The sequence below is a fragment of the Kitasatospora sp. NBC_00039 genome (assembly GCF_045160625.1).
In the GTDB taxonomy this organism is placed as follows: Bacteria; Actinomycetota; Actinomycetes; order Streptomycetales; family Streptomycetaceae; genus Kitasatospora.
In genome coordinates, this window is sequence record NZ_CP108289.1 from 1,866,173 (window position 1) to 1,880,779 (window position 14,607).

Genomic DNA, 14,607 nt, shown 5'->3' on the forward strand with positions numbered 1-14,607 from the left:
AACCCCGTCCGCCGGGGCCCGCACCCCAGGGCCGGGCAGCCCCCGCGCCCCGGCCGGGCCGGCCCGCACACCCTGGTCAGGAGCCTGTCGCGGACCGCCAGGTAGGCTTCCCCGACCACGCCTGCGGACCACTGCCGACCAACGAGGAGCCTCCCGGTGCCCGAGCTGCCACCCCCGATCACCGTCGTCGGGATCGGGGCCGACGGCTGGCCCGGCCTGGCCGGTACCTCCCGGGCGGCGCTGCGCGAGGCCGAGGTGGTGATCGGCGGCCCGCGGCAGCTCGCCCTGCTCCCCACCGACGAGGTCGCCGCCGCGCGCGTGCCCTGGCCGTCCCCGCTGCGCCCGGCCGTCCCCGGGCTGCTCGCCGAGCACGCCGACCGCCGGATCGCGGTGCTGGCCAGCGGCGACCCGATGTTCCACGGCATCGGCCGCACCCTCACCGAGATCCTCGCCGGGACGCCCGGTGCCGAGCGGATGCGCGTGCTGCCGCACCCCTCCTCCGTCTCCTACGCCTGTGCCCGGCTCGGCTGGCCGCTGGAGGCCACCGAGGTGGTCAGCCTGGTCGGCCGCCCCCTCGACACCCTCGCCCCGGCCCTGCACCCCGGCCGCCGGCTGCTCGTCCTCAGCTCCGACGCCGCCACCCCTGCCGCCGTCGCCGCCCTGCTCACCGCGCGCGGATTCGGCGCCGCCCGGCTGCGGGTACTGGAACAGCTCGGCGGCCCGGGCGAGCGGCAGCTGGACGGGCCCGCGGACGGCTGGCCGCACCCGGCCGGCGACCCGCTCAACGTCATCGCGGTCGAACTCGGCCCCGGCCCGCGGACCTCGCTCGTCCCCGGCCTGCCCGACGACGCCTACGAGAGCGACGGCCAGCTGACCAAGCGCCACGTCCGCGCCGCCACCCTCGCCACTCTCGCCCCCGCGCCCGGCGAACTGGTCTGGGACGTCGGCGGCGGCTCCGGCTCGATCGCCATCGAGTGGCTGCGCGCCCACCGCGACAACCGGGCGGTCACCGTCGAGCGCGACCCCGTCCGGGCCGCTCGCATCGCCCGCAACGCCGCCGCGCTCGGCGTGCCCCGGCTGCAGGTGGTCACCGGCGCGGCGCCCGCCGCCCTGGCCGGCCTGGCCACCCCCGACGCCGTGTTCATCGGCGGCGGCCTCACCGCACCCGGCCTGCTGGACGCCTGCTGGGCGGCGCTGCCGCCGGGCGGCCGGCTGGTCGCCAACACCGTGACCCTGGAGTCCGAGGCCCTGCTCACCGAGTGGTACCGGCGGTACGGCGGCGAGCTGCTGCGGCTGGCCGTCGCGCACGCCGTCCCGGTGGGCGGCTTCACCGGCTGGCGCCAGGCGATGCCGGTCACCCAGTGGTCCGCCGTCAAGCCCGACACCCCCCAGGAGAACGCCTCGTGACCGTCCACTTCATCGGAGCCGGCCCGGGCGCCGCCGACCTGATCACCCTGCGCGGCGCGCGCATCCTGGCCCGCGCCGAGGTCTGCCTCTACGCCGGCAGCCTGGTGCCGCGCGAACTGCTGGACGAGTGCCCGCCCGGCGCCCGCCTGGTCGACACCGCGCAGCTCAACCTGGACCAGATCGTCGCCGAGCTGGTCGCCGCCCACGAGGCCGGCCAGGACGTGGCCCGGCTGCACTCCGGCGACCCGTCCGTGTTCAGCGCCGTCGCCGAGCAGATGCGCCGGCTGGACGCGGCCGGCGTGCCGTACGAGGTGGTGCCGGGCGTGCCCGCCTTCGCCGCCGCCGCGGCCGCGCTGAAGCGGGAACTGACCGTGCCGACCGTCGGCCAGACCGTCATCCTCACCCGGATCGCCAAGCGCGCCACGCCGATGCCCGAGGGCGAGGACCTCGCCACCCTCGGCCGCAGCGGCGCCCTGCTGGTGCTGCACCTGGCCGCCGGGTACGTGGACGACGTGGTCGAGCAGCTGCTCCCGCACTACGGAGCCGACTGCCCGGCCGCGGTGGTCGCGATGGCCAGCCGCCCGGACGAGCTGGTGCTGCGCGGCACCGTCGGCACCATCGCCGGGCAGCTGAAGGAGGCGGGCGTGGTCCGCACCGCGGTGATCATCGTGGGCCGCACGCTGGCCGCCGAGCAGTTCCGCGACAGCCACCTCTACTCGGCGGGCCGCGAGCGCCCGCACGAGCCCTGCGGGGCGTGATGGCACCCGTCCCGCAGCCCTCGGCCTCCCCGGACCGGCACGACCCGGTCCGAGAGGTCCCGGTCCGAGAGGTCCCGGTCCGGCACGATCAGGCCCGGCACGTCCCGGCCCGGCACGTCCTGGTCCTCGGCGGGACGACGGAGGCGCGGGCCCTGGCCGGCGCCCTGGCCGGCCGGCCAGGCCTGCGGGTCACCAGCTCGCTCGCCGGCCGGGTCGCCGAACCGCGGCTCCCGGCGGGCGACGTGCGGATCGGCGGCTTCGGCGGGCCCGACGGGCTCGCCGCCTGGCTGCGCGACGAGGCGGTGGACGCGTTCGTGGACGCCACCCACCCGTTCGCGGCCGCGATGTCGCAGAACGCCGCCCTCGCCGCCGCGGCGACCGGTGTGCCGCTGCTGGCGCTGCGCCGCCCCGGCTGGGCGCCGGTCGACGGGGACCACTGGCACCGGGTGGGCTCCCTGGACGAGGCCGCCGCCCTGCTGCCCGCCCTCGGCCGCCGGATCTTCCTCACCACCGGCCGGCAGGGAATCGGCACCTTCGCCCACCTCGACGGCCTGCACTTCCTCGCGCGCTCGGTCGACCCGCCCGAGCTCCCGGTGCCCGCCGCCCTGGACGTCCTGCTGGACCGCGGCCCGTTCACGCTGGACGGCGAGCGGGCGCTGCTGCGCGACCACCGGATCGACGTCCTGGTCACCAAGGACAGCGGCGGCGCCGCCACCGCCCCCAAACTCACCGCCGCCCGCGAACTGGGCCTGCCGGTGGTGGTCGTGGAGCGCCCGCCGCTCCCGGCCGGCGTTCCGGCGGCCGATTCGGTGCCGGCGGTGCTGGACTGGCTGGCCGGGCGCGGCCTCACCTCCCGATAGCCCCCGCGGCTTCCGGAACTGCGCCCGCCGCGCCCCCGACGCTGCCATCATGGCGCGATGGACGACGATCAGCGCACCCGGACCTTGCAGACCGCCGACGAACGCGCCACCCTGGCCAGTTTCCTGGACTTCCAGCGCGACACGCTCGCGATGAAGTGCGCCGGCCTGCGCCCCGAGCAGCTCCGCGAGCGCGTCCTGCAACCGTCCGGGCTCTCCCTGCTCGGCCTGGTCCGCCACCTCGCCGAGGTCGAGCGCGGCTGGTTCCGCAACACCTTCAACAACGAGGCGCAGCCCGGCATCTGGACGCACCCCGACGGTGGCTTCGCCGAGTTCGACGTCGAGACCGCCGACCCGGAGGAGGCCTTCGCCGCCTGGCGCGGCGAGTGCGACCACTCCCGGGAACTCGTCGCCGCCGCCGAGTCGTTGGACGTCCTCGGATACCGCGGCGAGGAGGCGTTCTCGCTCCGCTGGATCATCGCCCACATGATCGAGGAGTACGCCCGCCACAACGGCCACGCCGACCTGCTCCGCGAACACCTCGACGGCGAGACCGGCGAGTAGCCGCGGGCCGACACCCGGAGAACAGGGGAGAGCCGATGCCGGCCCGCCACAAGGAACGCGACACCCCCGGATCACCGGGGGCATGGAACGAGATCGGGCCCGGGCTCTGGATGGGCGGGCATTTCACCACCCCGCCCGGCCGGGCCCTGGAACCGGTCGTCGTGGGGCGGGAGTTCGACCTGGTGGTCAGCCTCTTCACCCGGCCCGGGCACGGCCCGGAGCCGGGGGTGGAGCATCTGGTCAGAGAGGTGCCCGACGGGCCGCTCTCCCCCAGGCAGCTCGACGCCGTGCAGGAGGCGGCGACGCACGCGGCCGAGGCCGTCCGGCAGGGGCGCTCCACCCTGGTCCGCTGCCACTCCGGCTACAACCGCTCCGGCCTGGTGGTGGCCCAGGCCCTGGTCGAACTCGGCCACGAAGCCGACCGCGCCGTGGAGTTGATCCGCGAGCGGCGCTCGCCGTGGGCGCTGAACAACTCGCTGTTCGTGCAGTACCTGACCACCGGGCTCGACACCGCACAGCTGCTGACCGGCCTCAACGAGTGAGGCCGGTCGGCGAGGTGACGTCCGGTCAGATGTCGCGGAAGGTCTCGATCTGGGCGCCGATCGAGTTGAGGCGCTCGGCGAGGTCCTCGTAACCGCGGTTGATGACGTAGACGTTGCGCAGCACCGAGGTGCCCTTGGCGGCGAGCATCGCCAGCAGGATGACGACCGCCGGGCGCAGTGCGGGCGGGCAGACCATCTCGGCGGCGCGCCAGCGGGTCGGGCCCTGGACGAGCACGCGGTGCGGGTCGAGGAGCTTGATGTCCGCGCCGAGCCGGGTGAGTTCGGTGAGGTAGATGGCGCGGTTGTCGTAGACCCAGTCGTGGATCATCGTGGTGCCGTGGGCGGCCGCGGCGATCGCGGCGAAGAACGGCACGTTGTCGATGTTGATGCCGGGGAACGGCATCGGGTGGATGGTGTCGACCGGCGCGGTCAGCTTCGAGGGGCGGACGGTGAGGTCGACCAGGCGGGTGTGGCCGTTGTGGGCCCGGTACTCGGGGGTGCGGTCGTAGTCGAGGCCCATGCCCTCCAGCACCGCGAGCTCGATCTCCAGGAACTCGATCGGCACCCGGCGGATCGTCAGCTCGGAGGAGGTGACGACGGCGGCCGCCAGCAGGCTCATCGCCTCGACCGGGTCCTCGGCGGGGGTGTAGTCGACGTCGCAGGTGATCTCGGGCACGCCGTGCACGGTGAGGGTGGTGGTGCCGATGCCCTCGATCTTCACGCCCAGCCGCTCCAGGAAGAAGCAGAGATCCTGGACCATGTAGTTGGGCGAGGCGTTGCGGATGACGCTGACGCCGTCGTGCCGGGCGGCGGCGAGCAGGGCGTTCTCGGTGACGGTGTCGCCGCGCTCGGTCAGCACGATCGGGCGGTCCATCGGCGCGCCGGGCTGGACGGAGGCGTGGTAGGCGCCGGACGTGGTGGCGACCTCCAGACCGAAGCGGCGCAGCGCGGTCAGGTGCGGCTGGACGGTGCGGGTGCCGAGGTCGCAGCCGCCGGCGTACGGGATGGCGAAGCGGTCGGCGCGGTGCATCAGCGGGCCGAGGAACATCAGCACGCTGCGGGTGCGGCGGGCGGCCTCGACGTCCATGGCGGCGAGGTCGAGCTCGGCGGGCGGGGTGAGTTCGAGGTCCCGGCCGTCGTTGGTCCAGCGACTCTTGACGCCGATGCTGGTGAGCACCTCAAGGATGCGGTAGACCTCTTCGATCCGGGCGACCTGGCGGATCGTGGTGCGGCCGGTGGTCAGCAGCGAGGCGCAGAGGATCGCCACGCAGGCGTTCTTGCTGCTGCGGACGTCGATCGCACCGGAGAGGCGGGTGCCACCGGCGACCCGCAGGTGCATCGGGCCGGCGTAGCCGAGGGAGACGATTTCGCTGTCGAGGGCTTCGCCGATGCGGGCGATCATCTCAAGGCTGACGTTCTGCTTGCCCTGCTCGATGCGGTTGACCGCGCTCTGGCTGGTGCCGAGGGCCTCGCCGAGCTGAGCCTGGGACCAACCACGGTGCTGACGCGCGGTACGGATGAGGGTGCCGATACGGGTGAGGTAGTCGCCTGTCACCCGGCAGACCATATCTCATGCTTGAGATAGCACCAGAATCGATCCTGTACGTGGCGCTACTTTTGTCCGTTTCTCACCCCGTATGAGCGTCAGATCTTCACATCATGGCAACGGTTCAGGGGGTCGATGAGGGATCCGGAGGAGCAGGCACCGGCCCAGGGCTCAACGGGCCAGCGGGCTCAACGGCCCAGGGATCAACGGCCCAGCGGGCTCCGCGCGGCCGACGATGGTGCCGGCCCGGTCGATGCAGATGACGTCCACCGCGACGGGCGAACCGACCAGCACGCCCAGTGCGGTGGCGCGGGCCGCCTCGGCGACCAGGTCGCCCAGCGGGACACCGGCCGCGCGGCAGAGCTGGATCGCCTCCAGCGCGGTGTTGGCGGCCGCGACCGCGTCGGCCAGCTCCGGGCCCGCGCCGCCCGCGCGCGCCAGCCCGGCAAGGTACCCCTTGTCCACCTGGGAACGCGCCGAGTGCAGGTCGAGGTGGCCGGCGGCGAGCTTGGAGAGCTTGGCGAAGCCGCCCGCGATGGTCAGGCGCGGTACCGGGTGGCGCTTGAGGTACTTGAGCACGGCCCCGGCGAAGTCGCCCATGTCGAGCAGCGCGTCCTCGGGCAGCCCGTGCACGGCGACGGCGACCTTCTCGGACGTCGAGCCGGTGCAGCCCGCGACGTGGGTCCGCCCGGCGGCCCGGGCCACGTCGACCCCGCGCCGGATGGAGTCGATCCAGGCGGAACAGGAGTAGGGGACGACGATCCCGGTCGTCCCGAGGATGGAGAGGCCGCCGAGGATGCCCAGCCTGGGGTTCCAGGTGGAGCGGGCGATCTCCTCCCCGTGGTCGACGGAGATCTCCACCACGACGTCCCCGTCGCCGCCGAATCCGGCGGCCACCTCGGCGACCGCGTCGCGGATCATCTGCCGGGGCACCGGGTTGATGGCCGGCTCGCCGACACCGAGCGGCAGCCCGGCCTTGGTGACCGTCCCCACCCCGGGGCCGGCCCGGAACACCACCCCGCTGCCGGGCTCGCCCGCCCACACCGTCGAGCGGATCAGCGCGCCGTGCGTGACGTCCGGATCGTCCCCGGCGTCCTTGACCACCCCGGCCATGGCCCGCCGCCCGCGCGACCCGTCCGGCCCGGCCGGCGCAACCGCGGCACCCTCGGCCGGCGCCCCCCCGACCGGCGACGCCCCGACCGGCACGCCATCGGCCGGCAACTCCCCGGCCACCAACTCCTCGGCCGCCAGAGCGAATCCGGGCTGCTGCCCCTTCGGCAGCGTGATCACCACAGGGTCCGGGAACGCCCCCGTCAGCAGCGCCTGGTACGCCGCCTTGGTCGCCGCCGTGGCGCAGGCGCCGGTCGTCCACCCGTGCCGCAGGCCACTGCTCCTCAGCTGCCCGGCCCGACCACCGACACCGACCTCACCCACGACCGCTCCCTGCTCCGCACACCGGCTCTTGGACGCCCCCATCCTCCCCCGCCCGGCGGCCGGCGGCGCACCGGCCCGGCCGGAGCAGGAAGTCGGCCGGGCCGACCTCCCCCTCCGGGCGCTCACGCCTCCGGGTAGCGGCGGGGGGTCCAGACGACCTCGGTGGCGTTTCCGCGTTCGACGGCCTGGGTCTGGGAGGAGCCGATGAGCAGGATGGTGCGCATGTCGACCTGGGCCGGGTCCAGGTCCGCGAGGCGGACGGTGCGGACGCGCTCGGTCGGGCCGCCGACGTCGCGGGCCATCACCACCGGGGTCTCCGGTGCGCGGTACTCCAGCAAGAGGTCGCGGGCCAGGCCGACCTGGGTGGTGCGGGACTGCGAGCCCGGGTTGTAGAGGGCGAGCACGAGGTCGGCCTCGGCGGCGAGGCGCAGGCGCTTGGCGACCACGTCCCAGGGCTTGAGCCGGTCGGAGAGCGAGACCACGGCGTAGTCGTGGCCGAGCGGGGCGCCGGCGCGGGAGGCGGCCGCGTGCGCGGCGGTCATCCCGGGGACGATCCGCACCGGTACGTCCCGGTAGGCCTCCTCGCAGGCGACCTCCAGCACGGCGGTGGCCATCGCGAAGACGCCCGGGTCGCCGGAGGAGACGACCGCGACCCGGTGGCCGCGACGGGCCAGGTCGAGGGCGAACTCGGCGCGCTCGGACTCCACCTTGTTGTCGGAGCCGTGCCGCTGCTGGCCGGGGCGGACGGGCACCCGGTCCAGGTAGGTGGTGTAGCCGACCAGGTCGGTGGCGGCGGCGAGGGCGCCGCGCGCCTCGGGGGTGAGCCAGAGCGGACCGGCCGGGCCGGTACCGATCACCGTGACGCTGCCGAGCCCCTCGGAGGGCTTCACCTCGGGCTCCAGCGGCGCGACCTTGCTCGGCAGCACCGCGACGGAGAAGTACGGGACGGTCCCCGCGTCCACCCCGGCCAGCGGCGCGGTGCGCTCGCCGTCCATGAAGGCGCGCTCGACGTACTGGGCGTCGTCCAGCCGGCCGGCCCGCTCCAGGGCGCGGCGGACGGCCGGGAAGGTGCGGCCCAGCTTCATGATCACGGCAGAGTCGGCGGAGGCGATCCTCGCGGTGAGCTCCTCCTCGGGCAGCGTGCCGGGGATGACGGTGAGCGTCTCCTCCGCCTCGGTGAGCGGCTGCCCGAGCCGGGCGGCGGCGGCACTGACCGAGGTCACGCCGGGGACGACCTCGGTCGGGTAGCGGTGCGCGAGGCGCTTGTGCATGTGCTGGTAGGAGCCGTAGAAGAACGGGTCACCCTCGGCGAGGACGACGACGTCGCGGCCGGCGTCCAGGTGGGCGGCCAGCCGGGCGGCGGCCTCCTCGTAGAAGTCGTCGAGCGCGCCCCGGTAGCCGCCGGGGTGGTCGGTGGTCTCGACCGTGATCGGGTAGACCAGCTTCTCCTCGATCTGACCACCCGTCAGATACCGCTCGGCGATGGACCGGGCGATCGAGCGGCCGTGCCGGGCGCTGTGGTACGCCACCACGTCGGCCTTGCCGATGAGTTCGGCGGCGCGGACGGTCACCAGGGACGGGTCGCCGGGGCCGAGCCCGACCCCGTAGAGCCGACCGGTCGGGGCCTGGTGCGGCGTCACTCTTCTTCACTCGCAATCGCGTTGATGGCGGCGGCGGCCATCGCACTGCCGCCGCGCCGGCCGCGCACCACCAGGTGCTCCAGGCCGGACGGGTGGACGGCCAGGGCCTCCTTGGACTCGGCCGCGCCGATGAAGCCGACCGGGACACCGATGACCGCGGCCGGGCGCGGCGCGCCCGCCTCGATCAGCTCCAGCAGGCGGAACAGCGAGGTCGGCGCGTTGCCGACGGCGACCACCGCGCCCTCCAGCCGGGGCAGCCACAGCTCCATGGCGGCGGCGCTGCGGGTGTTGCCCATCTTCCGGGCCAGCTCGGGCACCGAGGGATCGGTGAGGGTGCAGAGCACCTCGTTGTCGACGGGCAGCCGCTTGCGGGTGACGCCGCTGGCGACCATGTTGACGTCGCAGAGGATCGGCGCACCGGCGTGCAGCGCAGCGCGTGCGGAGGCGACCACGCCGGGCGAGTACACCAGGTCCTCGACCAGGTCGGTCATGCCGCAGGCGTGGATCATCCGCACCGCGACCTGGGCCACGTCGGCGGGCAGGGCGGCGAGGTCGGCCTCGGCCCGGATGGTGGCAAAGGACTGGCGGTAGATGGACGCGCCGTCCTTCTCGTACTCGATCACTTCGTGGTCCTCCGGGCCTCGGCGACCGCCTCGGCCATCTCCTCGTTCGTCACGTCCACGGTGGCGGCGTCCACCGTCACCCGGTAGCCCTGCCCGGTGGCGAGCACGTCCACCCATGCTCCGGCCGGGTGGCCGCAGCGCCGCTCACAGCCGGACCAGTGCACGCGCAGCCCGCCGCCCGGCACCGGCGCGAGGTCCAACGCCCGGGCCGCGTCCGTGCGGACGTCGGCCAGGGACTTGGCGCAGCCGGGCAGTCCGGTGCAGGCGCTCGCGCCGTCCCAGGCGGTGCCGGGCTCGGCGCGGAACCCGGCGGCCGCCAGCGCGGACAGCCGGTCGGCGGACGCCCCGGGCAGAACGGCGCCGCGCCAGGGGGTCAGCCGCAGTTCTCCGGCCGACGCCCCGGCCAGCGCGCGCCACTGGGCGGCGGTGGCCCGGCCGAAGCGCAGGCCGACGGAGAGCCCGCCGGGGAGCGCGCCGAGCGGCGGGGGCGTGCCGGGCAGCGCGGGGAGCGGGACGGTACCGGGCGGCAGCAGGTCGGGCACCTCGCGCAGGTGCCAGGCCTGCTGCCCGCTCTCCCGCAGCGCGTCCAGGAACTCCCGGGCGGCGGCCAGCGCGGCGTCCACCGCGCCGGCCAGGGGGACGGCGCGCGCGGTGACGGCCCGGCCGAGGCGCAGCAGCGCCGTGCCGTCCGGCCCGTCGTCCGAGCCTGCGATCAATGTCACATCGGCGTCGAGTGCGGCGACGTCGCCCCGCCCGTCGTCCAGTGCGAAGAGGAACTTGCCGGAGAGCCCGGTGGCCCAGCCGCTCGCACAGAGCCCGGCGTCCAGCTCCCGCGCCCAGGCCCGCACGTCCGCGCGGCCACCCGAGGGGCCGGGTGAGGCGACGATGTTCCGGACCCGCTCATGCGTCTCGGAGGGCAGCAGCCCCGCGGCGCGCAGCCGCTCGGCCAGCGCCCGCCCGCAGCCCGAAGCCAGGCCGCGCAGCTGGACGTTGCCGCGCGAGGTGGTCTCCACCCCGCCGTCGCCCAGCGCCTCGGCGGCCTCGGCCAGTGCCAGCGCCTGACGAGTCGTCAGCAGACCGCCGGGCAGGCGGACCCGGGCCAGGGCGCCGTCGTCGGCGGTGTGCAGACGAAGGGCCCCCGGACAGGCGTCCGCGCGCCCCCGGTCGGGCGCGGCGGCGCCCGGCGTGGTGGCGTCGGGTGTCGGTGGCATGGCCGCGAGCATACAGATGATCCGATCGGTTGCCTCCGTCCGTTGGGTCACACGTTCGGACGCACTCCCCCAGGTCAGCCGCACCCCGTACGATGCTGCCGGGCGGCCCCCGCGGGCCGCCCACACGCCAGCGACGGCGCAGGGGAGGAAACCGGTGCAAGCCCGGTGCGGTCCCGCCACTGTGACCACGGTTCACCGGAGTTCCGGGAGGCCGTGGGAGCCAGGAACTCCTGCCGTTCTCCACCGGCCCGGGGCGCGGACCCCGAGGAAGGCTTGAAAGCCATGCGCCGCCGCACGCCTGTGCCCATGCCCGCCATCGAGGCCGGGAGGGCCTTCGCATGATTCTGCTGCTGTCGACGTCCGACACCGACCTGCTCAGTGCCCGTGCCTCCGAGGGGCCGGTCCGCTACCGCCTCGGCAACCCGGCCCGGCTCTCGCCCGGGGAACTGCCCGCCCTGGTGGAGGGCACCGACCTGGTGGTGGTCCGCCTGCTCGGCGGGCGCCGTGCCTGGCAGGAGGGCCTGGACGCGCTGCTGGCCGGCCCCCGCCCGGTGATCGTGCTGACCGGCGAGCAGGCGCCCGACGCCCAGCTGATGGAGCTGTCCACCGTGCCCGCCGGCATCGCCGCCGAGGCGCACGCCTACCTCGCCCACGGCGGCGCGGCCAACCTGGCCGAGCTGGGCGCCTTCCTCTCCGACACCGTGCTTCTCACCGGCCACGGCTTCGCCCCGCCGGCCTCCGCCCCCGCCTGGGGCCCGCTGGTCCGCGAGGCCCGTACGACCGACGGCCCGACCGTCGCCGTGCTGTACTACCGCGCCCACCACATGAGCGGGAACACCGCCTTCGTCGAGACGCTCTGCCGGGCGATCGAGGACCAGGGCGCGCAGGCCCGGGCCTACTACTGCGCCTCGCTGCGCGGTGCCGAGGCCGACCTGCTGGCCGCGCTCGGCGAGGCCGACGCGATCGTCACCACCGTGCTCGCCGCCGGCGGCACCCGCCCGGCCGACGCGCAGGCCGGCGGCGACGAGGAGGCCTGGGACGCGGGCGCGCTCGCCGCCCTGGACCGGCCGATCCTTCAGGCCCTCTGCCTGACCTGGTCGCGCGCCCAGTGGGAGGCCAGCGACGACGGCCTCTCCCCGCTGGACACCGCCACCCAGATCGCCGTCCCCGAGTTCGACGGCCGGCTGATCTCCGTCCCGTTCTCCTTCAAGGAGCTGGACGAGGACGGCCTCACCGTCTACGCCGCCGACCCCGAGCGCGCCGCCCGGGTGGCCGGCACCGCCGTCCGGCACGCCCGGCTGCGGCACATCCCGGCCGCCGAGCGCCGGCTCGCGCTCGTCCTCTCCGCGTACCCGACCAAGCACGCCCGGGTCGGCAACGCCGTCGGCCTGGACACCCCGGCCAGCGCCATGCGCCTGCTGGAGCGCCTGCGCGCCGAGGGCATGGACCTCGGCACCGACCTGCCCGGCCTGGACACCGTGGCGGAGGACCAGCACGAGGGCGACGCGCTCATCCACGCGCTGATCGCGGCCGGCGGCTACGACCAGGACTGGCTCACCGAGGACCAGCTGGCCCGCAACCCGGTCCGCATCCCCGCCGCCGACTACCGCCGCTGGTACGCCACGCTGCCCGAGGCGCTGCGCACGCACGTCGAGGAGCACTGGGGCCCGGCCCCCGGCGAGCTGTACGTCGACCGTTCGCAGAACCCGGACGGCGACATCGTGCTGGCCGCGATCCGCTCCGGGAACCTGCTCGTCCTCATCCAGCCGCCGCGCGGCTTCGGCGAGAACCCGGTCGCGATCTACCACGACCCCGACCTCCCGCCCTCCCACCACTACCTGGCCGCCTACCGCTGGATCGCGGCCGCGCAGGCCGACGGCGGCTTCGGCGCCGACGCGGTGATCCACCTCGGCAAGCACGGCAACCTGGAGTGGCTGCCCGGCAAGACCGCCGCGCTCTCCGCCGAGTGCGGCCCGGACGCCGTCCTCGGGGACCTGCCGCTGGTCTACCCGTTCCTGGTCAACGACCCGGGCGAGGGCACCCAGGCCAAGCGCCGCGCCCACGCCACCCTGGTCGACCACCTGGTGCCGCCGATGGCCCGCGCCGACTCCTACGGCGACATCGCGCGCCTGGAGCAGCTGCTGGACGAGCACTCCAACATCGCCGCGATGGACCCGGCCAAGCTGCCCGCGATCCGCGCCCAGATCTGGACGCTGATCCAGGCCGCCAAGCTGGACCACGACCTCGGCCTGGACGAGCGCCCCGAGGACGACGGCTTCGACGACTTCCTGCTGCACGTCGACGGCTGGCTCTGCGAGATCAAGGACGCGCAGATCCGCGACGGCCTGCACGTCCTCGGCCAGGCGCCGGCCGGCACCGACCGGGTCAACATCGTGCTGGCCATCCTGCGCGCCCGGCAGATCTGGGGCGGCGTCAGCGCCCTGCCCGGCCTGCGCGAGGCGCTCGGCCTGGACGAGGCCGCGCTGTCCCTGGGCGCCACCGACGCCGCCGAGGCGCAGGCGCGCGCCCTGGTCGAGGCGATGGAGGCCGAGGACTGGGCGGCCGGGGCGGTCGAGAAGGTCGCCGCCGGGCTGCCGGAGGCCGTCCACGAGGTGCTCGCCTTCGCCGCGACCCAGGTCGTCCCGCGCCTGGCCGCCACCACCGACGAGCTGGACGCGGTGCTGCACGCCCTCCAGGGCGGCTTCGTCCCCGCCGGGCCGTCCGGCTCGCCGCTTCGCGGCCTGGTCAACGTGCTGCCGACCGGCCGCAACTTCTACTCCGTCGACCCGAAGGCCGTGCCCAGCAAGCTCGCCTGGGAGACCGGCCAGGCGCTCGCCGCCTCGCTGGTCGAGCGCTACACGGCCGACAACGACGGCGCCTTCCCGCCCTCGGTCGGCCTGTCGCTCTGGGGCACCAGCGCGATGCGCACCGCCGGCGACGACATCGCCGAGGCCTTCGCCCTGCTCGGCGTCCGCCCGGTCTGGGACGACGCCTCGCGCCGGGTCACCGGCCTGGAGCCGATCTCCCTCGAGGAGCTGGGCCGCCCGCGCATCGACGTCACCCTGCGCATCTCCGGCTTCTTCCGGGACGCCTTCCCCCACGTGGTCGCCCTGCTGGACGACGCGGTGCGCCTGGCCGCCGCCCAGGAGGAGCCCGCCGAGCACAACCACGTCCGCGCCCACGTCCAGGCCGACCTGGCCGTCCACGGCGACGAGCGCAAGGCCACCGTCCGCGTCTTCGGCTCCCGCCCGGGCACGTACGGCGCCGGCCTGCTCCAGCTGATCGACAGCCGCGACTGGCGCACCGACGCCGACCTCGCCGAGGTGTACACCGTCTGGGGCGGCTACGCGTACGGGCGCGGCCTCGACGGGCGGCCGGCCCGCGAGGAGATGGAGACCGCGTACAAGCGGATCACCGTCGCCGCGAAGAACACCGACACCCGCGAGCACGACATCGCCGACTCGGACGACTACTTCCAGTACCACGGCGGCATGGTCGCCACCGTCCGCGCCCTCACCGGCAAGGCCCCGACCGCCTACATCGGCGACTCGACCCGCCCGGAGACGGTCCGCACCCGCACCCTCACCGAGGAGGCGGCCCGCGTCTTCCGCGCCCGCGTGGTCAACCCGCGCTGGATCGAGGCGATGCGCCGCCACGGCTACAAGGGCGCCTTCGAGATGGCGGCGACCGTCGACTACCTCTTCGGCTACGACGCCACCACCGGGGTCGTAGCCGACTGGATGTACGAGAAGCTCACCCAGGAGTACGTCCTCGACCCGGTCAACCGCGAGTTCCTGGCCGGCGCCAACCCCTGGGCCCTGCACGGCATCAGCGAGCGCCTGCTGGAGGCGGCGAGCCGCGGCCTCTGGGAGCAGCCCGACCCGGAGCTGATCGAGCAGCTCCAGGCCGCCTTCCTGGAGACCGAGGGCGACCTCGAGGGCGACGAGGGCTGACACCCGTCCGCTGCGGCCGCCGCCCCCCGGCCCCGGGGGGGCGGCGGCCGCGCGCGTCACCGGCGTCAACAT

General features: G+C 75.1%; 11 protein-coding genes and 1 riboswitch. Of the genes, 6 read left to right on the forward strand and 5 right to left on the reverse strand.

All coding sequences use genetic code 11. The annotated features are described in order from the left end of the window. The first annotated feature begins 156 nt into the window (after positions 1-156). Genes cbiE through OG286_RS08460 form a run of 5 tightly spaced genes read left to right on the forward strand, consistent with a single transcriptional unit; the run spans position 157 to position 4,128 of the window. Complete coding sequence (cbiE, locus tag OG286_RS08440; protein WP_405362489.1) at positions 157-1,407, forward strand: precorrin-6y C5,15-methyltransferase (decarboxylating) subunit CbiE; 1,251 nt, start codon at positions 157-159, stop codon at positions 1,405-1,407. Beyond that, a complete protein-coding gene (gene cobM, locus OG286_RS08445) occupies positions 1,404-2,165 on the forward strand; it encodes a precorrin-4 C(11)-methyltransferase (RefSeq protein ID WP_396320058.1) in 762 nt (253 codons plus the stop codon). The genes cbiE and cobM overlap by 4 nt, the downstream gene beginning before the upstream one ends. Then, positions 2,165-3,025, forward strand: coding sequence for a cobalt-precorrin-6A reductase (locus OG286_RS08450; protein WP_396320156.1), 861 nt, complete (start codon positions 2,165-2,167; stop codon positions 3,023-3,025). The genes cobM and OG286_RS08450 overlap by 1 nt, the downstream gene beginning before the upstream one ends. A gap of 57 nt (positions 3,026-3,082) precedes the next feature. Beyond that, on the forward strand, positions 3,083-3,586 hold the full coding sequence (locus tag OG286_RS08455) for a DinB family protein (RefSeq protein ID WP_396320057.1): 504 nt from the start codon (positions 3,083-3,085) through the stop codon (positions 3,584-3,586). 35 nt (positions 3,587-3,621) lie between these two features. Next, on the forward strand, positions 3,622-4,128 hold the full coding sequence (locus OG286_RS08460; RefSeq protein ID WP_396320056.1) for a protein phosphatase: 507 nt from the start codon (positions 3,622-3,624) through the stop codon (positions 4,126-4,128). Positions 4,129-4,153: 25 nt separating this feature from the next. On the opposite strand, the gene OG286_RS08465 is transcribed toward OG286_RS08460, so the two are convergent. The 5 genes from OG286_RS08465 to OG286_RS08485 form a co-directional block, all read right to left on the reverse strand. Then, the gene (locus OG286_RS08465; RefSeq protein WP_396320055.1) at positions 4,154-5,683 is read right to left on the reverse strand and encodes a UDP-N-acetylglucosamine 1-carboxyvinyltransferase; all 1,530 of its coding nucleotides are present in this window, start codon (positions 5,681-5,683) and stop codon (positions 4,154-4,156) included. A gap of 162 nt (positions 5,684-5,845) precedes the next feature. Next, a complete protein-coding gene (locus OG286_RS08470) occupies positions 5,846-7,150 on the reverse strand; it encodes a cobalt-precorrin-5B (C(1))-methyltransferase (protein ID WP_396320054.1) in 1,305 nt (434 codons plus the stop codon). A gap of 80 nt (positions 7,151-7,230) precedes the next feature. Continuing rightward, positions 7,231-8,748, reverse strand: a complete 1,518-nt coding sequence (locus OG286_RS08475) for a precorrin-2 C(20)-methyltransferase (protein ID WP_405364955.1) — start codon at positions 8,746-8,748, stop codon at positions 7,231-7,233. Continuing rightward, positions 8,745-9,371 carry a precorrin-8X methylmutase gene (locus tag OG286_RS08480; protein WP_405362483.1) on the reverse strand — a complete coding sequence of 209 codons (627 nt, stop codon included), beginning with the start codon at positions 9,369-9,371 and terminating at the stop codon, positions 8,745-8,747. The genes OG286_RS08475 and OG286_RS08480 overlap by 4 nt, the downstream gene beginning before the upstream one ends. Further along, positions 9,368-10,594: a cobalamin biosynthesis protein CobG gene (locus OG286_RS08485; RefSeq protein WP_405364957.1), complete on the reverse strand. Its 1,227-nt coding sequence runs from the start codon at positions 10,592-10,594 to the stop codon at positions 9,368-9,370. The genes OG286_RS08480 and OG286_RS08485 overlap by 4 nt, the downstream gene beginning before the upstream one ends. A gap of 132 nt (positions 10,595-10,726) precedes the next feature. Beyond that, positions 10,727-10,812: riboswitch (cobalamin riboswitch) on the forward strand. A gap of 108 nt (positions 10,813-10,920) precedes the next feature. Here OG286_RS08485 and cobN point away from each other — a divergent pair. Continuing rightward, positions 10,921-14,535 carry a cobaltochelatase subunit CobN gene (gene cobN / locus OG286_RS08490; RefSeq protein WP_405364959.1) on the forward strand — a complete coding sequence of 1,205 codons (3,615 nt, stop codon included), beginning with the start codon at positions 10,921-10,923 and terminating at the stop codon, positions 14,533-14,535. The last annotated feature ends 72 nt before the right edge of the window (positions 14,536-14,607 follow it).